Raw genomic sequence first — 19,863 nt, forward strand, 5'->3', positions numbered from 1 at the left:
AAAAAACTATGTTATTTACTGAAATAAAAAACACAAGTAATTCATTTGATTTTAATCAAATCTCCGCAGAACGTAAAACTATCCTGCAGCCATTAGTGGATTACATCCAAAACAAAGCAGACAATAAACAACAGATTAGACTTAATTTAATCTGTACACATAATTCCAGAAGGAGTCATTTATCTCAAGTCTGGGCACAAACTGCCGCTGCATATTATAATATAAAAAATGTTTCATGCTACTCGGGAGGTACTGAAGCTACTGCTTTATTTCCAATGGTTGCCGAAACTCTGCAGCATTCGGGATTCAAAATTAAAAGTCTTTCAGAGGGTACAAATCCCGTTTATTCAATAAAATACTCATCGAATGAACTTCCAGTAATCGGGTTTTCTAAAACCTATGATGACGATTTTAATCCTGAAAACGAATTTGTTGCTATAATGACCTGTTCACAAGCCGATGGAGGCTGTCCCTTTATTGCAGGTGCAGAAAAACGTATACCGATTACTTTTGAAGATCCAAAAGTTTCAGACGGCACAGCACAGCAAAAAGAAGTATATCTGGAGCGAAGCCTTCAGATTGGGACTGAAATGTTTTATGTATTCTCACAAATCAAACAATAAAAATGTTAGCAAATAACTGCGCCCCTGTCGTGGATCGAAAGAAATTAGGCTTCCTTGATAGATTTTTAACCCTGTGGATTTTCCTTGCTATGGCTCTTGGCGTAGCAATAGGTTATTTTATTCCTTCCAGTGCAAACTTCATCAATTCATTTTCAAGTGGAACAACAAACATTCCCTTGGCTATTGGACTTATCCTGATGATGTATCCACCCTTGGCAAAAGTAAAATACGAGCAAATGGGACAGGTTTTTAGAAACACTAAAATTTTAGGAGCTTCATTGTTTCTAAATTGGATTGTTGGACCTATTTTAATGTTTTCCTTAGCCCTGCTTTTTTTAAATGGTTATCCGGAATATATGATCGGAGTCATTCTAATTGGATTGGCCCGCTGTATTGCCATGGTAGTAGTTTGGAATGATTTGGCAGATGGAAACAGAGAATATGCTGCAGGCCTAATAGCACTTAATAGCATTTTTCAGGTTTTACTCTACAGTGTTTACGCTTATGTATTCATTACAATTCTGCCACCGTATTTTGGTTATCATGGCTTTGAAGTTAATATTAGTATTGCTCAGATTGCCGAAAGTGTAGGGATATATTTGGGAATTCCTTTTGCACTTGGAATAATCAGCCGATATGCTCTAATTGCATTAAAAGGTTCAGAATGGTTTGAAACTAAATATGTCCCTTTTATTTCACCAATCACTCTAATATCATTGCTTTTTACAATTATTGTTATGTTCAGCCTTAAAGGAGAACTGATTGTCCAGATTCCTATGGATGTTATACGTATTGCAATTCCATTAGTGATTTACTTTACTATTATGTTTATTATCAGCTTTTTTGTTGGGAAATATTTTGGTGCAGATTATTCAAAAGCGACTGCTATAGCTTTTACGGCTACCGGTAATAATTTTGAGCTTGCTATTGCAGTAGCCATTGGTGTCTTTGGCATAAACAGCGGTCAGGCATTTGCAGGAGTTATAGGGCCATTAGTAGAAGTACCGGCGCTCATTGCACTGGTTAATGTTGCTTTCTGGTTCAGAAAGAAGTATTATTTAAAAACAGCATAGTTTCCAATACTAATTTCTAAAAGATGAGAATTGCAATAATATCGGATATACATGCCAATTTTCCAGCACTGGAACAAACCTTAAAAAGTATCGAACAGCAGAATATTGATGCTGTTTACTGCCTGGGAGATTTGGTAGGTTATAATTTATGTCCTAACGCCGTGATAAATGAAATTCGTAAAAGACATATTCCTACTCTGGCAGGAAATCATGATGTTAAGGCGGTAGAAATAAATAATGATGGTTCCAACGACCTTGAGAGTTATGCATATCAAATTGTGGGCAAAGAGCAGATTAAATACCTTTCTGCTCTTCCTGCACATATTAAACTGGAATTTCAGACAGCGGATAAACCAATCAAGATCTTAATGGTACACGGCAGCCCTTACAGCAATACCGAATATCTGCTTGAGGATAAAAAAGAAAAAGATTTTACTGCTATTTTTCTTGACTCAAACGCTGACATTATTATTTGTGGCCATTCACACAAGCCTTATCATAGAGTTTTAGAAAACCCCAATAAAAAAGGCAGTTATTTCCATGCTATTAATGCAGGATCAGTAGGAAAACCAAAGGACGGAAATCCTAAATGCTGTTATGCAGTACTGACTATGGACAAAAGCAGTAATCTCTCAAAAAAAGAAGGCGTACAGGTAGAATTCATAAGAGTAGACTATGATGTTGAAAAAACTGCGATGGCTATTGAAGAAAGTCCACTACCAAACGTTTACGCACTTATGCTTCGAAAAGCATATTAAGAACTGCCGCAATAAAATCATTCATGGAAAATTTTAAATTATTTTTGAATAGTCTTACTCCTGTCAGCGATCAGGAATTTGAAAATTACAGCCAATATTTTAAAGGCCGTAGCTTACCTAAAAACAATTATTTTGCAGTGCAGGGCAAAATATGTCAAGAAGTGGCTTTTATAAAAAAGGAACACTCCGAACTTATTATCTTAATGAAAAATCTGAGGAAGTAACCTCTTGTTTCTGTACCGAAAACAACTTAACAACAACTTATAAAAGTTTTGTTACCCAACAGCCTTCAGAACTATCTATTCAGGCTATCGAAGATACCGAGCTTTTGGTTATTGATTACCGTGATTTACAAAATCTTTATCAAAAAAGTTCAGTTTGGCAGAATATCGGGAGGATAATTGCAGAGAGACAATATATGGTAATGGAACAGTATGCCAGTGTTCTTTGCAATGAGACAGCTAAAGAAAAATACCTGCGTTTATTAAAAGAGGAGCCTTCGATTCTAAATAAAGCTTCCGTAAATGATATCGCCAGCTATCTCGGAGTAACCCGCAGAACACTCAGCCGGATTCGAAAAGAAATCACTCAATAATTTCGAGGACATTTGTCCTTTAACACATTCTAACCGTCCATTATTTTTGCTTTATAACAAATTCAAAAATAAATGGAAACAGCTATTATTATCACCACAGTTTTACTTATTCTTTTTTCGATTCTTGCACTGTATGATGGATTTTATCTTCATATTTTCAAATACAAACTGCACAATCATCCGGAAAGTAAAACAGAACATTATATTCATACAATCAGAGCAATCTTCTTTCCTGCAATTTTATATTTCTTATTTTTAAAACAAGATTGTACAATCAGCTTTTTAATTGGTATAATCATTGTCTTTCTTGATATTTTAGTAATGTCTATTGACGCTTATATGGAAAAAGACAGCAGGGAATTTATGGGAGGACTTCCACGCTGGGAATACATACTTCATCTGTTTGTTAATGGATTTCATTTTGCATCAATTGCAGTTTTTTTATCTATTAAACTACGCTATGAAAATAATCAAATTGCAATTTTATCTGATATTGTTCACTATCAAAATTATAAAATATTCCATACTATAGTTAATAATCTTTTGCCAGGGGCAATTTTGATTGCTGTGCTACACTTGCTTTTATGTATTCCAAAAACAAGAGTTCGTTGGAATAACTTAAGAGAGAAAATTCAATGCTGTTAATTAACATGATCTACTTTTGATTATAAAAACTAGTACAAATTTTCATTAGAAAGAACTTAAAAGAAGTCTTTAAAACTCGCACCACTGGTGCGAGCTTTAAATTGAAAGAATATGAATCAGTATATTTAGCATTGAAGACAAACTTTAGGAAATCAAATATTTTTCTTTTTAAACCTCTGTCAATCGCTTAAAATATGGAAATCTTCAAGTAAAACGTTCGGATTTTGTACCAAGGAGTTTTCACAAGTATATTGTAAAAGCCTGTAAACCTTTGATTTTTCAGGCTTTTTTTGGTTTTAACCCTGCAAAGATTTTAACTTATACATTACTCTTTTGAAAGCCTTTAAGTTTATTATATAACTGTAAAAGTTAATGCCTAAATGTTTTTATTTTCAGATTCAGCTTAATCTTCCTAAAAGAAAGCTACTTTATATTCATTAAAAAAGCCCTGAATTCCAAGGCTTTTTTATAATTGCAATTTAATTTTTACGAAACTACATTTTTGGAAGAAGTACTGTGTCCACTACATGTATTACACCATTAGATTGATTTACATCCGAAATTGTAACTTTAGCTTTATTGCCACTTTCGTCACTGATATACAAATCTTTTCCATCCATCCAAGCAGTTAAAGTTCCGCCACTCACTGTTTTTAATGTTGCTTTTCCTTTACCTGCTTTTATTGCTTTTGCAATATCAGAACCATTCATTTTACCTGCCACTACATGATACGTTAAAATAGTTTGTAATGTTTTAATATTCTCAGGTTTTAATAATGTTTCAACAGTTCCTGCTGGCAATTTACTAAATGCTTCATTTGTTGGTGCAAAAACAGTAAAGGGACCTTTGCCTTGTAAAGTTTCAACCAATCCTGCTGCTTTAACTGCTGCTACCAAAGTTGTATGATCCTTTGAGTTTACTGCATTTTCTATAATATTTTTATTAGGATACATAGCCGCTCCACCAACCATTACGGTTTTTTGTGCAAATGATGTAAATCCAAATCCTAATGCCAAGATTGCTGCTGCTAAAAAATTTCTAGTTTTCATAATTACTTTTTTTTAATTTATAAAGTCATTTACGCTTTAATATTCCTTTTGGTTTTAACAAAGTCAATAAATAAGTTAAAATAAAAATGGGTGAACTAAAATGCATTATTTATAAGCTTTTTAAAGGTTTTTTTTGCAATTTACTTGCATGAAAATAAGCTAACCTTGATCTGAAAATCAAAACATCTTAAAAAAAATTATGAAATGTATATCCGCGAACTTCTTATTTGGTTTTGATACCACGAGTTTTTAATTAAGCAATTTTAATCAAGTCATTACAAACTTTGAAAATCTAATGCTATTTTTAAACTTCTTTTAGCTTATTTTTTTTGTTCAACTTTTAATCACTGATGTAATTTCCTTATCAGGCTTTGCATAGCTTAACCGGTCTAATTGTATGGTTTTATGATAGCTGTCCAAACCGGAACAAGTAACAGTATTGGCTTTTTCTAAATTGACAAAACCATCATCAGACAAACAGTCTTCAGGAATAAAAATCTCGACTATTTCCCCGATAACCATAGTGGTATTATTGATTGAAATGGCTGTTTTTTCTTTAACTTCAATACCTAATTGTATATTGCTTTCCAATACAAAAGGAGCTGTAAAATTATTTTTATATTCCACATTGAGTCCTGTAACTTCAAATTCTGAAATTTCTTTATCGTATCTTGCCGATGTCTGATGTGCCTTCTTGTATGTCTGCTCGTTGATATGATTGATGGTATAAAATCCCGTATCTATAATATTTCTTAGAGTATCACGCTCGGGCGGACTCGGACGAAAAATCATTCCAATTAAGGGGGGATTGGCACCAATATGAAAAAAAGAATTAAAAATAGATAAATTAGTGTTTCCCTTACCATTAGAAGTTCCTACCAATGCTACACTTTTAAAACCGCCTAAACTATTTATTAAATGCACGGCAGTCTGCTTTTCCATTTTTTCCAGATCACTTGTTTTAAAATTTATTTTATTTTTCATTAGTTTGAAATTTTATTACAAAATGGAACTTTTCAAATCAATGAGTATCCACTTTTTATCACTGTTTAGTCTAAAAGTTCCAATATGTTCCTTATTCCATTCTTTGGGGCCTATTAGTGAGAGAAAATCAGAACCATCTGCATCTTTATACAAGTGATATATTTCGCCCACAATAGGCTCAAAAGAAAATCTGGCATTGTAAACCAATTCATTCCATTGGAATTCTTCAATTAAATCTTGATATTGCATTTTTAGTTCATTGAATTTACTTTCGAATTCTTTGTTTACCTTATTTATGCCCATGTTTTTCCAGCCTGTTAAATCATCTGCTTTTATCACAGGTGCACCAACATTTGTCGCATAAGGCAATAGGCTTGCATTATACCCATGCTCGTTAGAATATACTACATTATCCGGTTTATCATTTTTGATCATATATTACTATCTTTAACGCTTAGAGATTTTATTATTTGAAATGGCTCTTTGCCTGTTACATTTGAATCTATCCATCCCTTCTATTCTTTTTGTAGTATGTTTTGTCTTGCAATTTTCAACTCGCTCACGCCATAACTTGTAACTGCTAAATTTTAATTCTTTTTTCATCAAAGCTTTTACATCAGCTTCAACAAGGCCAAATTGAAATTGTATGGCATCAAAAGGGGTTCGGTCTTCCCATGCCATTTCAATAATTCTGTCAATCTGAACTTGATTCAATTTACTACTATCAATTTTGACAATAATTGATTTTATCATGTTTTTTTGTTTAACAATTTTAAAATAAAGTTAAACAAAAATAATCATTTTTTATATTTATATTCGTCTTAAAAATTGAAAACGAAGTGTATTAAAAAATTGATATTGATAATTACATTGTAATTTTAAATTGGATAGAAAAATGACTAAATAGGAAATGCCATTTTATTTTTAAAAACTAAAATTCATTTCTCCATTGAGAAAAAACTGATTCGAAAATTGAAATTATGAAATACTTTTAGAAATTTATATAATTAAATATATTCTAAAAAAAGTAGCTTCGAGAAAAATTTAAACACCCACCGATGTACGATAATGTAATGCTTTTGAAAGACATAGTGGATAACACCCCTCTGCCTATCGCCGTTTATGTAGGAAACGAACTCAAAGTAGAATTAGCAAATCCTTCCATGATTAAGACATGGGGTAAAGGTGATCAGGTTATTGGAAAAAAATATCTGGAGATTTTACCTGAAATTGAAAATCAGAAGATATTTGACGAGGCATTAGGTGTATTTAAAACTGGAATCCCTTTTCATGCTAAGGATAAAAAAGTAGATTTGATGATAAATGGCTTTCTTAAAAGACATTATTTTAACTATAGCTTCATTCCCCTTTTTGACAAGGAAGCTAAAGTTTATGGGGTCATGAATACAGGTGTTGATGTTACGGATCTGCATCAGGCCAAACAAGAGGTGCAAAATTCAGATGAAAGACTGAGAATGGCCATCGACTCATCAGGAATGGGTACTTACGAGATAGACCTTGCTACAAAAAAAATCACAGCCTGCGGCAATTTTAACGACATCTGGTCCATTGAAGGGGAAATAACCAATGAAAAGCTTATTGCAAAACTGCATCCTGAGGATCTGGCTTTGCGAGAAAAAGCGCATCAAGAAGCAAAACTTACTGGAAAAATGTCCTATGAGGCCAGAATTGTAAACGATGACAGTTCTATCCGCTGGGTAAAAATAGATGGTAAAATCATTAAAGACGAGAATGGAAATCCCATCACCATCATTGGAATTGTGCAGGATATCCATGAGCAGAAACAATTTGAAGAGGAGTTGAAAAAACAGGTAGCAGAAAATACAGAGGAACTGCAGAGATCCAATGATGATTTGCTACATTTCGCCAACGTTGTAAGTCATGACCTAAAAGAACCCGTTCGAAAAATAAAAACTTTCAACTCCCTTTTAAGAAATGAATCCGAAACCATTTTTAATGAAAATTCAAAAAAGTACCTCAATAAAGTAGATCAGTCGGCAGAAAGAATGCAGACCATCATAGAAGGAATTCTTGCTTATTCTACTCTTGATAAAAAAACTCAGGTTGTTAAAACGATTAATCTCGATGAGGTAATCGAAAACATTAAAACAGATTTAGAATTGATTATAAAAGAAAAAGGCGCCATATTAGTCATAAGCGAGCTTCCCAAAATTGAAGGAGCACCCATACTAATCCAGCAGCTTTTTTATAATCTAATTAGTAATGCCTTAAAGTTTTCAAAAGCAGATCAACCGCCAAGAGTGATAATATCATCAGTAATGATAAACCGCAATGGTCAAGACTTTCTGGAAATAAGCATCAAAGACAATGGTATTGGATTGGATTCGAGTAATTATGAGAAGATTTTTACAGCCTTTGAAAGACTACATTCCAAAGACCAGTACGAAGGAAACGGACTTGGTCTTGCACTTTGCAAAAAAATAGTCAAAAGACATAATGGAGACATTAGGGTTATAGCAGAACTTGACAATGGAGCTGAATTTATTGTCGCCCTGCCTTTAAAACAATTTAAAGATACCATTTAGAACGTAAACCTTTTGAAGCAAGCATTAATTAACAAAAGCTTTCTAAGAATAAATAAAGCTCCAAAATAGATAATACTTTGAAGCTTTGCTATAATGTTTACTCTTATTAAATCTTACTTTAATCAAGACCTGCAAACTTAAAAGGCTGAGCTGCTTTAAAGTTAATTAAAGACTCTCCTGAGTAGTTTTCATTATTCTCTAAACTCAGCTTTCTTGTTTTCGATTTTTCGCTAAAGTCAATTTTACTAAATTCTACCCATATTACATTAGGATTTAGCACATTATCAAAATAATAAATTAGATTTTTTTGATCTGCAACAGTTCTCCATCTTGTAGAAGAAATATTAGGTTCGGTTGGCGATGAAATTCCAAGTGGCACAGAACAATTTCGAATAACTCCAAATACACTTGCTGTTGCAACTCTTGTGTTATCCGTTTTTGGAATAGCATCAATATAATAGGATGCTCTTGTGAATCTGTCAGCAGCTCTGTTTGTACCGGGAAGCATAATAGTTCCGGGAATTCCTTTCCAGTAACTGTTTATTGCTAATTGCTCTTCAAAAATAGGCGAGTTTGTCATTACAACAAATTTTTTATCATGATGAATCACTAATTTTCCATTTATATATTCTAGGATCGCATTGTCTCCTGTCTGATCAGAAATTGACAGATGAACTGTAGCAAAAATATCCGTACCAGGAATATGAGAAGACACAACTGAAAAATCATCCTTTTCAAATGCGGCTACTGCTTCAGCTACTGTAGCAAAATTGTCAAGAGTATATTGTGACCAAAGAGAAACGGAAAGGCCTTTTCTTGTTCCGTTTTTTTCGAATTTAGGAAAATCCGACTCAGCCAGCCATAAAAGATTGCTTACCAGACCTTTTTCATTCATGCCGTCTGAAGAAGCTATATCCCAGGAACTGGTTATCACACTGCCATATTTTGATTTCCATTTTACAGAACTGTCACCCGCTTCACCATTTCTCTGCATTCCACGAGGAAAAATCCACAGATTAGCTGGAATATCGGTCTTCCAATCCATAGAGCGTGCTGTAAGAATCATTCCATTGAGTCCATTATACACAACCCTTGTACAGGCAGTTGTATCTTGACTGATGATTAATATATTTAGTAAAGCTAAATTCACCAGAATTTTTTTTGTTAATTTCATCACTGTTTCTTTTAAATTAGATTTTGATTCCATTAAAAATAAAATATAGCTTATTTTATTTTTTGAAGATATTAAGTCGCATTATTACTTTAATAGCTTTTGATTTAAACAGTTGTAATAAAGGTATTTATATTTTTACTAAAAATACAAATTAAAATGATAGCTGTACAAATATTCATGTTAAGTTTGAATTAGAACTATCATCATTTATTACACTACAACTTTTAATATTTTTTAAAGTACTTTTATCTCATACAGTTAATTTGAAAAATATTGATATTCGTCTTGTTCTGAATGTCCATAATTAAAACTGTTAATTCTCATTGAAAAATTGGAAGACAATTAATGCATTTTTTCCCAAAGTCAAAAGCTTACTTTTATTTGTTATCTTGCTCCAAATACTATAAAATAAGACTTATGAATAAAAGTGGCCCGATAATAATTATAGAAGATGATCAGGACGATCAGGAGTTTTTGGCAGAGGTTTTCAAAGGACTTCAGTATCCAAATGAACTCATTTTTTTTGGTGATGGAGAGCAGGCACTTGATTACCTAACCGCAACTACCATTGAACCTTTTATTATATTCTCTGACATCAACATGCCGAAATTAAACGGAATAGAGCTAAGAGCAAAAGTTCACGAAAATGAAGATTTGAGAATGAAATCCATCCCTTATCTGTTTTTTTCTACAGTCGCCGAACAACAGCATGTCATTGATGCCTATTCAAAATCAGTTCAAGGCTTTTTTGTGAAGCCATCGGATTTTAACAAAATGAAAGAGATGATAAAAAATATAGTGGAATACTGGCAAAATTGTGTTTCGCCTAATTACATAAAATAGGCATTGTATTTTAGAAAAATGAAAGTTGATATGTAAAAAAAATTGAATAAAGTTAAGAAAAACTAGCTGCATTTTATATTTTCTTTATTTGCATATTCAATGTAACATACAAATCAAAGTCTCTTGGGCTATAAATAAGATAAAGAATATTCAGTACTTTATCCACCACATGTATAACTGCTAATTATGTTTTTTATTTAAACGAAGCAAAGTACTAAATTATCTCAGAGCTATATATTTTAAAACTCGCACCACTGGTGCGAGAAATTGGATAAGATTATGATTTTTATTTTAAACCACAGTCATGTTAATCTCTAACTATCATTTTAAATTAAGTCTTTAATAGAGAATAATGGAATTTAGATGATACAAAATTTTAATCTTAAGTAATTATAAATAAGCAAAATGCTGTTTTTTCATCAAGTAAACAAGAACTTATATTCAATAGAAAAACAAAAAATGGTACTTTTGCGCCCATATACAAAACAGCAACGTTGAAAAAGTATCTAATCATATTGCTTAGCTGCATTATTTTAGTACCATCATTTGGTAGCGTGTTTGTTTACGCATCTTTTAAACTAGAACAGCAAGAGATAGTAAAAACAATCTGCGTACAGCGAAAAATGGTTTTTAACAGCTGTAACGGTCGATGTGAACTTCAAAAAAGTCTAAAGAAATACGACGACAACGAAAAGAAAATGCAGGACAGCCTGAAAGAAAAAGCAGAGTTGGTTTACATTTTACATACTTCAAATAACACTTTCAAATTAATAGAACCTATCGAAATCAAAGCAGACTTTCCGGCTAAATTCGATAATAAGCCTATTTCTGTTTTAACAGAGACTTTCCGTCCCCCTTCTCTTTTTATATAAATTCTAATTTCAATTCCTATTGGAATGATTTTTCATTGTCATACAACAATGAAGGAGTGCCTGCACTCTAATAAAATTACAATTATATAAAAATTATAAAATGAAAAAAGAGATATTTTTTGTGATAGCTTTGGCGGCTTCGCTACAAATCTATGCACAAAAAAAGGACAGCACAGCCGGCAAGTATACCATAATGGACGAAGTGATTATTGAAGGAGTCAGAAAGTCTAAGGATGTTTCAAGCGAATTGGCTTCAAAACTTCCAATTAAAAACTTAGAAAATCCTCAGGTTACAGCTTCGGTTTCGCCGCAACTTATTAAAAATAGAAATTTTTATACCCAAGGCGAAATGCTGCACAATGCCGCTGGTGTTGCCCCGAGCTGGGCCGGTATTTCTCCGTATTATTCCATTAGAGGATTTCGTACCCGTTCTAGTTTCAGAAATGGTGTAAACGGTTATGTCGCCTCTGATATGGACCCGGTCAGTATAGCTCAGCTAGAAGTGATCAAAGGACCAAGTGCTGTCATTTTTGGAGGAGGCGGTGCTACTATGATCACTTTTGGCGGACTGATTAATCGTGTAACGGTAAAACCTCAGCATACCACTTTTGCCGACATTAGTGTAACGGGTGGATCTTACAATCTGCAGCGAGCCACCATTGATATCAACAGACCACTTGATAAAGACGGAAAGGTTCTTGCCCGATTAACTGGTGCTTACACCTACAAAGGTTCTTTTCAGGATCAGGGTTTTTCAAAAACATTTTTTTTAGCTCCCAGTATTTCTTACAAGATTAGCGATGATTTAAATATCCAGCTTGATGCGGAAATTTTAAACAAAACCGCTACTAATAATCCGCTGTACCAAGTGGCTTTGGGGACTGCTAAATCGGCTGATGAACTCAATTTGGATTATTACCGTTCTTTCAATGACAACTCAGTTACGCTTAATAATAAAGCGGTAAATATTTATGGAAAAATCATTTACAGGCTTTCAGAAAATTGGAAATCGGAAACAAATTTAATTTCAGTCAATAATAAAACTCCAGGAGATTATATACGTTTGAGATTGGATGACAACAGTCAAAATGTTACACGAAGAGTGTATAGAATGTATCCGGAAAATATTACCAGCCAGCAAATCCAGCAAGACTTTGTAGGGAATTTCAAAATTGGCAGTATGAAAAACAGGCTTATTGCCGGAGTTGAATATTACCATTATCTCTATGGCATCAGCAGTAAATCTATGAATTTTACTAAAGTTCCGGTAACTGGAGTTGATGATCAAAACGCCTATTTTAATAATGAATATATTACTGCTCAATTGGCTTTAAAACCGTATGGAGAGAATTATGAGGCAATTCAGGATCACTATTCAGTATATGCTTCAGATGTTATCAACCCATTGGAGAATTTAAGTGTAATGCTTAGTGCCCGAATCAATTATATCAACAACAAAGGGACAGACGATTTGCTAACAAAAACAACTACTGGGGCTTATACACAAACGGCTATTTCTCCGAAATTAGGAATTAATTATCAGATTATTTCTGAAAGAATTGCATTGTTTGCTAATTATATGAATGGTTTTCAGCCACAAGCACCTCAATCAGTAAACGGGCAGATGACCAATTTTGAGCCCGTTTATGGAAATCAATGGGAATCGGGAGTTAAAATCTCTCTGCAAAAGAACGTATTGGATGCCGTTTTGAGTTATTATAATATAGATGTAACCAATGTGGTAAGGCAGGGCCCAAATGATACGGCTTCCTATCTGCAGAATGGCGAGCAGCGCAGTAAAGGATTTGAAGCGGATTTAGAATCAAATCCGATGGCAGGATTGTTTTTGCATGCAGGTTTTGCTTATAACGACAGTAAGCTTATTGTATCTGATGCACTTACTCAAGGTTTAAGACCTGTAGATGCCGGTCCTAAACTTTCCGGAACGTGGTATATCAATTACGCTCCGCAATCAAAAGCTTTGAGCGGGTTTTCTTTAGGACTGGGCGGCAGTCATTATGGTAAAGATTTGATGATTAAAAACTCTAATGGTTCTTTTTCCACTAATGCTTATACCTTAATCAACTCCGTTCTAAGTTTTGAGAAAACAGGCTATGTTTTTTCTCTTTCTGCTAATAACCTGCTCAATGAGCACTATTGGTATGGCGGCCGCGGTATGATTACCCCGGGAGTCCTGCGTGAGGTTATCTTATCTTTAAAATTAAAATTATAAAGCTGTTATTTAGAACTTAAAGTGAAAAAAATCACAAAAATATCATTTCAGCTCCACAGCTACCTCGGATTATTTTTCGGGGTGCTGTATTTGTTTTTTGGAATTTCGGGCGCTTTACTGGTTTTTAAAAAAGACATTGAATATTTCAATAACCCACCAATGCATTACTGCGTGAAGGGCGGCAAAACCATTTCATTAAACCAGATGTATCATAAAGTCTCTAAGCGGTATCCCGGGGCACGACAGATCATGCTGCACACTTTTCCAAAAAATATGTGCGATACCTACGAATTTATGATTTTTAATTATCAGGGTAAGGTGACCGATAATTATCTCTACTGCTGTATGGTAGACCCCTATACTGGAAAAATTGTAAGAGAGGGTGATTTTAGCTCTTTTCAATCCCCTTTTTTTCGCTGGCTTTATCTTGCGCACTACTCACTTTTAATTGATAAACCAGGCAGACTTATAACAGCCATTGCGGCCATTGCTTTACTGCTAAACTTAATTACGGGTGTGATTATTTATCGTAAAAAGATATTTTCTGCTCTTATGTTTCGAGAGAAGTTAAATCGTAAATCTGCCAGAACCCTTAATTCATCGCTGCACAGGATTATCGGTGTATGGACTCTATTGTTTAATTTCATTCTTTTTTTTACAGGTTTCTGGATGAACAAAAGCCTCTTTTTACCTGCTGAATGGGAATTAATTCCGAAGAAAGAAATGAATTATCAGGTAAAAGCAAATATTGATCAAGTAATAAAACATGCTAGGGAAATTCCGAATTTCAATCCAATTGCTGTAAAAATTGCTGCTGAAAAAAAAATGACATTGTCGTAAGCGGTGAATTTTCTAATACCCACAACCCGCTGTATTTTGGTAAAGGAAGCGACGTTTATTATGACAGTGATAATGGAAATTGGATCAAAACCATACGCATTGAAGAAAAACCATTTTCCGACAGGTTTTATTGGATAATGAAACAGATTCACAGGGGTGATTATGATAATTTATTTATTAAAATTCTTTATGTATTTGCCGGATTCAGCCCTGCGATACTTTCCATTACGGGATTTTTTCTTTGGAAAAGAAAAAGGCAGAAAGCAATAACTGCTTAAAAACAGTTTGAACTTCATTATGAAATAATAGATTTGGGAGGCAAATGCTTTTGATTTAGTTAAATGTCTGCCTGAACTCCAGCGGAGAGAGATTTAATTTTTTTTTAAATAGTTTATTAAAAGACTGCGGGTATTCAAAACCTAACCGATAAGCAATTTCGGCAACCGATAAATTTGTCAGCGAAAGATATTCTTTTGCCTTTTCAATCAGTTTATCCTGAATATGCTGCTGTGCACTTTGCCCTGTAAGTGAGCGTAACATATCACTTAAATAATAGGATGACAAATTCAGCTTTTTAGCCAGAAGATCAACTGATGGAATTCCATTTTTCTGTATTTGTTCCTGTTCAAAACATTCATTCAATAACTGATCCATTTTAGTAAGTAAATCATGGTTTATAGCTTTTCTTGTAATGAACTGCCTTTCATAAAAACGATTGCTGTAATTTAATAACAAATCGATTTGAGAAAGAATAATATCTTGTGTGTGTTTATCGATGAATTGGTATTCAGTATCAATTTTTTCAATAATTTCAACGATATTTTTTTCTTCTCTTTCTGAAAGATGAAGCGCTTCATTAACAGCATATGAGAAGAAACCATAATTTTTAATTGTCGCTGCAAGAGGATGTCTGTAAAGAAAATCAGGATGCAGTAAGAGCGCATATCCTGTTCCTGATTCCGGTCCCAGTATCTGATCATGAGGAACAGCGAGTGCCTGAATTTGTTTTGGAGCAATAAAAGTCATCAGCCCTTTGTCAAAATCATAATATTGCTGACCGTATTTTACTTTTCCGGAAACATCTTTTTTTAATGATATACAATAAAAATTTAAAGAGAACTGCTCCCAAATTTCAGTATTATTAAAACGAATATCTGCCACACGAATTACACTTACGAGCGGATGCAGAGGTTCTGGTAGTGATACCAGGCGATGAAATTCAGATATGGAATTTATAGTATTCATTTGTTCTTTTCAAATTTATTAAAAGCAGCTGTTTATTAAACAACTGCCTTATTTTAAATATTATCCTAAAATGAGCTGTCTAATCTCTTTTCTAAAATCCTCAGAACCAACTTCCAAACGTCTTGCATGCATTGCTTTTGCATCTTCACCTGCAATATATCTAATCTGGTCTTTTTCATCCGTTGCCGCTTCATAAACCACTTCTGCAATTTTTTCTGCACTAACCGCTGATCCCATCATTGCATCGGTCATAGAGAAAAGCTTGTCTTCTAATTGCTCATAACCCGGATGTAAGGTTTTATCAAGCGATCTGCCTAAAAAATCTGTTGCAAAAGCTCCGGGAGCAACCGTTTTAATTTTAATATTATGCAGTCCTAGTTCAAAAGACATTCCCTCAGACCATCCTTCAACAGCAAATTTGGATGCATGATAAATAGAATGCAGTGGAAATGCCAAAAAACCACCCATTGAAGTTGTGCTGATAAACAAGCCGCTTTTCTTTTCTCTAAAATTAGGAATAAATGCCTTGGTAACCCGGATTACACCCAAAAGATTTGTATTGAGCTGTTTTAAAATCTGCTCATCAGTAAAAGCTTCCAGTGCGCCCATTAATCCGTAACCCGCATTATTAAATACAACATCGACATTATGTACAGCGTTAATTTTATTTATTGTAGTTTGAATTTGTTCAGGATTTGTAACATCAAGGGCAATCAGTGTAATATTTTGCAATTGATTAAGTTCTGTTTCTTTTTCCGGATTACGCATAGTAGCGATTACATTCCATCTTTTTGACTGAAATAATTTAGCAGCAGCTTTTCCTAAACCTGAAGAAGCTCCTGTAATGAAAATTGTTTTTTGCATTTTATAGTATTTAAAATTACACTGCAAATTTCCATAAACTAAGCTATACAATATGTTTCCAAATTGGGGTAAAATGTTTCCAAACTGGTCGTTAGTAAAAATTAAACCAGCTTAAAAAAATTAATATTATTATCTTCAATCATCTTTAAATAATAATTATACAAGTTTCAAAAATTATTTTATAGTTATCACATTCTAAATCCTCTTTTTTGAGAAGAAAGTTTTTGTTGAGGAAATAAAGAAACCTGTGCAATAGCTTCCTTTAATGTCGGAATCGAACCTATTGAAAGGTTTTTTAGTTCCGATTTTTTCAAAAGTTGTCCGTATCTGTCTTTACAAGTAATTTCCATTTTTTTTATATCAAAACCGTCGTTTTCTTGTCTTACCCAAAAATCGCATACAATACTCGGATTATCATCTCCTGACCATTGCAGATAAGTCGACAGTAAAAAGTTTCCGTCTCTATCAGATCTTTCTTTTCCATTGTTACATGCTTCCATATATCCGGTAATGCTTTCTTTCAACTTTCCCGGATAGGCTACTGCTGTTTGAAAGGAGCCATTAAAGCCTTTGTCTATGAGAATTTTTGCGAATGTGTCTAAATCAGGCAACTGTTTCATAATTTTAAATTTTAGTTTGTTATTTTAATATTAGAACCTTTCGAGTTATTACATATATAATACAATATTATTAAGCCTAAGCTTTCAATATTGCTGTAACAAATGATAATTTTTTTGTTTATTTATTAGATATCCTTAAGCTTAAGGGACTTTGTTGGATTTGCTTTGTATAAGCCCCATTTAGGCTAGTTACAACTTTTTAATAAACTCGGGCAATCAAATACTTTCATTATTAAAACTCTGCGAGATCGCTTAAAATCTGAAAATCTTCGAGTAAAAGGTTCGAATTTTGTACCAAGGAGTTCACAAAAAAGGTAAAACACATATTATGCGTTTTACCTTTTTTTATTCTATACCAATTTTACCCATTAAAATACATTAAATTAAACTTAAAAGAAGGTATGATATATTAAAAATAACTCCTTATATTTGCACCCGCGTTCAAGAAAAGAAAATGACTCGATAGCTCAGTTGGTAGAGCACATCACTTTTAATGATGGGGTCCTGGGTTCGAGCCCCAGTCGGGTCACAAAATTTGTGATTTACAAAATACTTTTCCTGATAGCAATGACTCGATAGCTCAGTTGGTAGAGCACATCACTTTTAATGATGGGGTCCTGGGTTCGAGCCCCAGTCGGGTCACAAAGGTCAAGTATTAATTTACTTGACCTTTTTTCATTTATAGCCACGTGAAGAAACTGAGACTTTATTTTTAGCATATTCATTACAATACCGGCACTTGCGTGTCAAGTACATGATGTAATGAAGAAACATGCATAGACCATTTAATTCGTTTTAATTTAATCACTTGTCGTAATCGATTGATCTGTATTTCCATTTACAATATTCGTGTTTGCTTTTTGCTGCAAAAAAAAATTAAAAGTCATAACATGTTTGATCCTAAATGAAAAGTATAGTTTTTTTATTATCTTGCTCCCAAATACTGTAAAATAAGATTTATGAATAAAAGCGGCCCGATAATAATTATAGAAGACGATCAGGACGATCAGGAATTTTTGGCAGAGGTTTTCAAAGGGCTTCAGTATCCAAATGAGCTCATTTTCTTTAGTGATGGAGAGCAGGCACTTGATTATCTTACTGCGACTACTATTGAGCCATTTATTATATTCTCTGACATAAATATGCCGAAATTGAATGGAATAGAACTCCGTGCAAAAGTTCACGAAAATGAAGATTTGAGAATGAAATCAATTCCTTATCTGTTTTTTTCGACTGTTGCAGAGCAACAGCATGTTATTGATGCTTATTCAAAATCAGTTCAGGGATTTTTTGTTAAGCCATCTGATTTTAATCAGATGAAAGACATGATAAAAAATATTGTGGAATACTGGCAAAATTGTGTTTCGCCAAATTACATAAAGTAGATATACTAAAAAGGACAGACAAACCTCATTTTGTGAAAAATACAGAGTGAATTAAAGAGATATTGTTAACATTCAATATCGTACTGCCACCTCCATATTAATCAATTAGAATAACTAAAGAAAAAAATATATGTCAGAACTAAATTCGTTTTTTGCAAAAATTCATATTACAAAAGACAATTTTGACAGCTTTTTAAACTCCAAACCAAAGATGCCAACATTGAATAGCGATTGGTTAGAATGGTGGAATTTAAAGGAGATGTATAACAATGAAGATTTACAAGAAGGTAATCTTTATTGTTATGAGGGATCGACTAATGAATCTATTATAAATGATTGGCTAGAGTCCAAACAAAGCTTAGCATTTTCAGACTATGATATAAAAAATGAAATATGGCATTTTGGAATTATTATGTTTGCTGAAAATTATTTAGAAATGATACCGGGACTTGCTTTTATAAAAAGTGTAGCCGAATTTAAGACAGAAAACAAAGACGACTTTGCAATCGTTTACAGCTACTTATGGGGAGAAGAAGAAATAGATGCCTATATCAAATTCGAAAATAAAGATAGTTTTTTTGATGTAGAAGTTATCTCTAAGGATGATATAAATGCAATATTTATGAAATATACGGATAGTTATCTGGATAAAAAAATGGAAGATTTGACACAGGTGGACTAATTAAATATTATTTTAAAGTCTTGTAAAACATGTTTATTCAAATGTGATTTTACGAATGTTGATATTTTAACTCTAAATTAAATACTAATAAACAAAAGCCTGTAAATATTGAATTTACAGGCTTTTGTTTCTCATTGATTATTTTATAAGCTAATTAGTTAAAGAAATACCCAATTGTAACTTGAAAAACCCTATTCTTCATATCACTATTAATGAAATGATTTGCATCTCCATCTTTAAAAACATTTGAATAAGAAATATTATATCGTAAATCTGTATAAAATTTATCTTTAAACTGATAACCCAATCCAAAATTTACCGAAGTATCAATACCAGCTGAATACTCTTTTAAATTAAAATTTTCATGATTTTCATAGCCCAGAAAGTTATCCTGATATTTATTATTTGCTTTTAGAAGAATTCCTATTTGAGGTCCGGCTTGCACACTTAATTCTTTTAATACATAATATTTTAGCATTACCGGAATGTTTAGGTAATTCAGGTCAATTGTACTTTTATAATGCGAATTTGTTACATCGTTATCAGAGAAAGAGCTTTTTGAGCCTTGCTGACTGTACAAGACTTCCGGTTGAAGCGAGAAATTTTTAACGATAGGAATTTCAACCATAATACCAGCTGTAAATCCCGCTTTGTTTGATGAATGCAATTCTCTTTCATCAAAAGTCAGGCTCGCCAAATTTAAACCTGCTTTTACGCCCAGTTTAATTTTTTCAGTTTGAGCCATAACAGTCACACCTAAAAAGAGTGCGCCTATAATTAGCATATATTTTTTCATATGTATCTATTTATT

General features: G+C 33.1%; 22 protein-coding genes and 2 tRNA genes. 15 read left to right on the forward strand and 9 right to left on the reverse strand.

What is annotated here, in order from left to right; all coding sequences use genetic code 11:
- The first annotated feature begins 8 nt into the window (after positions 1-8).
- The 5 genes from ACHZDT_RS11310 to ACHZDT_RS11330 all read left to right on the forward strand — a co-directional run bounded on the left by ACHZDT_RS11310 (position 9) and on the right by ACHZDT_RS11330 (position 3,694).
- The gene (locus tag ACHZDT_RS11310) at positions 9-623 is read left to right on the forward strand and encodes a low molecular weight phosphatase family protein (RefSeq protein ID WP_394774732.1); all 615 of its coding nucleotides are present in this window, start codon (positions 9-11) and stop codon (positions 621-623) included.
- A 2-nt stretch (positions 624-625) separates the two neighbouring features.
- Entirely contained in the window at positions 626-1,696 is a 1,071-nt protein-coding gene (gene arsB, locus ACHZDT_RS11315; RefSeq protein ID WP_394774733.1) for an ACR3 family arsenite efflux transporter, read from the forward strand.
- Between the two features lie 23 nt (positions 1,697-1,719).
- Positions 1,720-2,454 carry a metallophosphoesterase family protein gene (locus ACHZDT_RS11320; RefSeq protein ID WP_394774734.1) on the forward strand — a complete coding sequence of 245 codons (735 nt, stop codon included), beginning with the start codon at positions 1,720-1,722 and terminating at the stop codon, positions 2,452-2,454.
- A gap of 151 nt (positions 2,455-2,605) precedes the next feature.
- The gene (locus tag ACHZDT_RS11325) at positions 2,606-3,049 is read left to right on the forward strand and encodes a Crp/Fnr family transcriptional regulator (protein WP_394774735.1); all 444 of its coding nucleotides are present in this window, start codon (positions 2,606-2,608) and stop codon (positions 3,047-3,049) included.
- A gap of 72 nt (positions 3,050-3,121) precedes the next feature.
- Positions 3,122-3,694, forward strand: a complete 573-nt coding sequence (locus ACHZDT_RS11330) for a hypothetical protein (RefSeq protein ID WP_394774736.1) — start codon at positions 3,122-3,124, stop codon at positions 3,692-3,694.
- Positions 3,695-4,188: 494 nt separating this feature from the next.
- Here the strand turns inward: ACHZDT_RS11330 and ACHZDT_RS11335 are convergent, their stop codons facing one another.
- The 4 genes from ACHZDT_RS11335 to ACHZDT_RS11350 all read right to left on the reverse strand — a co-directional run bounded on the left by ACHZDT_RS11335 (position 4,189) and on the right by ACHZDT_RS11350 (position 6,480).
- Entirely contained in the window at positions 4,189-4,743 is a 555-nt protein-coding gene (locus tag ACHZDT_RS11335; RefSeq protein WP_394774737.1) for a fasciclin domain-containing protein, read from the reverse strand.
- 333 nt (positions 4,744-5,076) lie between these two features.
- Positions 5,077-5,727 carry a flavin reductase family protein gene (locus tag ACHZDT_RS11340; protein WP_394774738.1) on the reverse strand — a complete coding sequence of 217 codons (651 nt, stop codon included), beginning with the start codon at positions 5,725-5,727 and terminating at the stop codon, positions 5,077-5,079.
- A 15-nt stretch (positions 5,728-5,742) separates the two neighbouring features.
- Positions 5,743-6,159: a DUF2452 domain-containing protein gene (locus tag ACHZDT_RS11345; RefSeq protein ID WP_394774785.1), complete on the reverse strand. Its 417-nt coding sequence runs from the start codon at positions 6,157-6,159 to the stop codon at positions 5,743-5,745.
- Between the two features lie 15 nt (positions 6,160-6,174).
- Entirely contained in the window at positions 6,175-6,480 is a 306-nt protein-coding gene (locus ACHZDT_RS11350; protein WP_394774739.1) for a TIGR03643 family protein, read from the reverse strand.
- A 305-nt stretch (positions 6,481-6,785) separates the two neighbouring features.
- On the opposite strand from ACHZDT_RS11350, the gene ACHZDT_RS11355 reads away from it, so the two are divergent.
- The gene (locus ACHZDT_RS11355; protein ID WP_394774740.1) at positions 6,786-8,294 is read left to right on the forward strand and encodes an ATP-binding protein; all 1,509 of its coding nucleotides are present in this window, start codon (positions 6,786-6,788) and stop codon (positions 8,292-8,294) included.
- A gap of 118 nt (positions 8,295-8,412) precedes the next feature.
- Here the strand turns inward: ACHZDT_RS11355 and ACHZDT_RS11360 are convergent, their stop codons facing one another.
- Positions 8,413-9,468: a linear amide C-N hydrolase gene (locus ACHZDT_RS11360; RefSeq protein WP_394774741.1), complete on the reverse strand. Its 1,056-nt coding sequence runs from the start codon at positions 9,466-9,468 to the stop codon at positions 8,413-8,415.
- Between the two features lie 417 nt (positions 9,469-9,885).
- On the opposite strand from ACHZDT_RS11360, the gene ACHZDT_RS11365 reads away from it, so the two are divergent.
- From ACHZDT_RS11365 to ACHZDT_RS11385, 5 genes are all read left to right on the forward strand, one after another.
- On the forward strand, positions 9,886-10,311 hold the full coding sequence (locus tag ACHZDT_RS11365) for a response regulator (RefSeq protein WP_394774742.1): 426 nt from the start codon (positions 9,886-9,888) through the stop codon (positions 10,309-10,311).
- Between the two features lie 494 nt (positions 10,312-10,805).
- Positions 10,806-11,183, forward strand: a complete 378-nt coding sequence (locus ACHZDT_RS11370) for a hypothetical protein (protein ID WP_394774743.1) — start codon at positions 10,806-10,808, stop codon at positions 11,181-11,183.
- A gap of 100 nt (positions 11,184-11,283) precedes the next feature.
- The gene (locus tag ACHZDT_RS11375) at positions 11,284-13,416 is read left to right on the forward strand and encodes a TonB-dependent siderophore receptor (protein ID WP_394774744.1); all 2,133 of its coding nucleotides are present in this window, start codon (positions 11,284-11,286) and stop codon (positions 13,414-13,416) included.
- 21 nt (positions 13,417-13,437) lie between these two features.
- A complete protein-coding gene (locus ACHZDT_RS11380) occupies positions 13,438-14,256 on the forward strand; it encodes a PepSY-associated TM helix domain-containing protein (protein WP_394774745.1) in 819 nt (272 codons plus the stop codon).
- A 98-nt stretch (positions 14,257-14,354) separates the two neighbouring features.
- Positions 14,355-14,534, forward strand: coding sequence for a PepSY domain-containing protein (locus ACHZDT_RS11385; protein ID WP_394774786.1), 180 nt, complete (start codon positions 14,355-14,357; stop codon positions 14,532-14,534).
- 55 nt (positions 14,535-14,589) lie between these two features.
- Here ACHZDT_RS11385 and ACHZDT_RS11390 read toward each other — a convergent pair whose 3' ends face one another.
- The 3 genes from ACHZDT_RS11390 to ACHZDT_RS11400 form a co-directional block, all read right to left on the reverse strand.
- Positions 14,590-15,501: a helix-turn-helix domain-containing protein gene (locus tag ACHZDT_RS11390; protein ID WP_394774746.1), complete on the reverse strand. Its 912-nt coding sequence runs from the start codon at positions 15,499-15,501 to the stop codon at positions 14,590-14,592.
- Between the two features lie 60 nt (positions 15,502-15,561).
- Positions 15,562-16,365 carry an SDR family oxidoreductase gene (locus ACHZDT_RS11395; protein WP_394774747.1) on the reverse strand — a complete coding sequence of 268 codons (804 nt, stop codon included), beginning with the start codon at positions 16,363-16,365 and terminating at the stop codon, positions 15,562-15,564.
- A 188-nt stretch (positions 16,366-16,553) separates the two neighbouring features.
- Complete coding sequence (locus tag ACHZDT_RS11400) at positions 16,554-16,985, reverse strand: hypothetical protein (RefSeq protein WP_394774748.1); 432 nt, start codon at positions 16,983-16,985, stop codon at positions 16,554-16,556.
- Positions 16,986-17,441: 456 nt separating this feature from the next.
- Between ACHZDT_RS11400 and ACHZDT_RS11405 the strand changes: the two genes are divergently transcribed.
- The 4 genes from ACHZDT_RS11405 (at position 17,442) to ACHZDT_RS11420 (ending at position 19,052) form a co-directional block, all read left to right on the forward strand.
- Positions 17,442-17,514 (forward strand) — tRNA-Lys (locus ACHZDT_RS11405).
- Between the two features lie 40 nt (positions 17,515-17,554).
- Positions 17,555-17,627, forward strand: a tRNA-Lys gene (locus ACHZDT_RS11410).
- A 317-nt stretch (positions 17,628-17,944) separates the two neighbouring features.
- Positions 17,945-18,370 carry a response regulator gene (locus ACHZDT_RS11415; protein ID WP_394774749.1) on the forward strand — a complete coding sequence of 142 codons (426 nt, stop codon included), beginning with the start codon at positions 17,945-17,947 and terminating at the stop codon, positions 18,368-18,370.
- A 130-nt stretch (positions 18,371-18,500) separates the two neighbouring features.
- Positions 18,501-19,052: a hypothetical protein gene (locus tag ACHZDT_RS11420; protein WP_394774750.1), complete on the forward strand. Its 552-nt coding sequence runs from the start codon at positions 18,501-18,503 to the stop codon at positions 19,050-19,052.
- Between the two features lie 154 nt (positions 19,053-19,206).
- On the opposite strand, the gene ACHZDT_RS11425 is transcribed toward ACHZDT_RS11420, so the two are convergent.
- The gene (locus ACHZDT_RS11425; protein WP_394774751.1) at positions 19,207-19,848 is read right to left on the reverse strand and encodes a porin family protein; all 642 of its coding nucleotides are present in this window, start codon (positions 19,846-19,848) and stop codon (positions 19,207-19,209) included.
- Between the last annotated feature and the right edge of the window lie 15 nt (positions 19,849-19,863).

It is taken from the genome of Flavobacterium sp., assembly GCF_043722275.1.
Lineage (GTDB): Bacteria > Bacteroidota > Bacteroidia > Flavobacteriales > Flavobacteriaceae > Flavobacterium.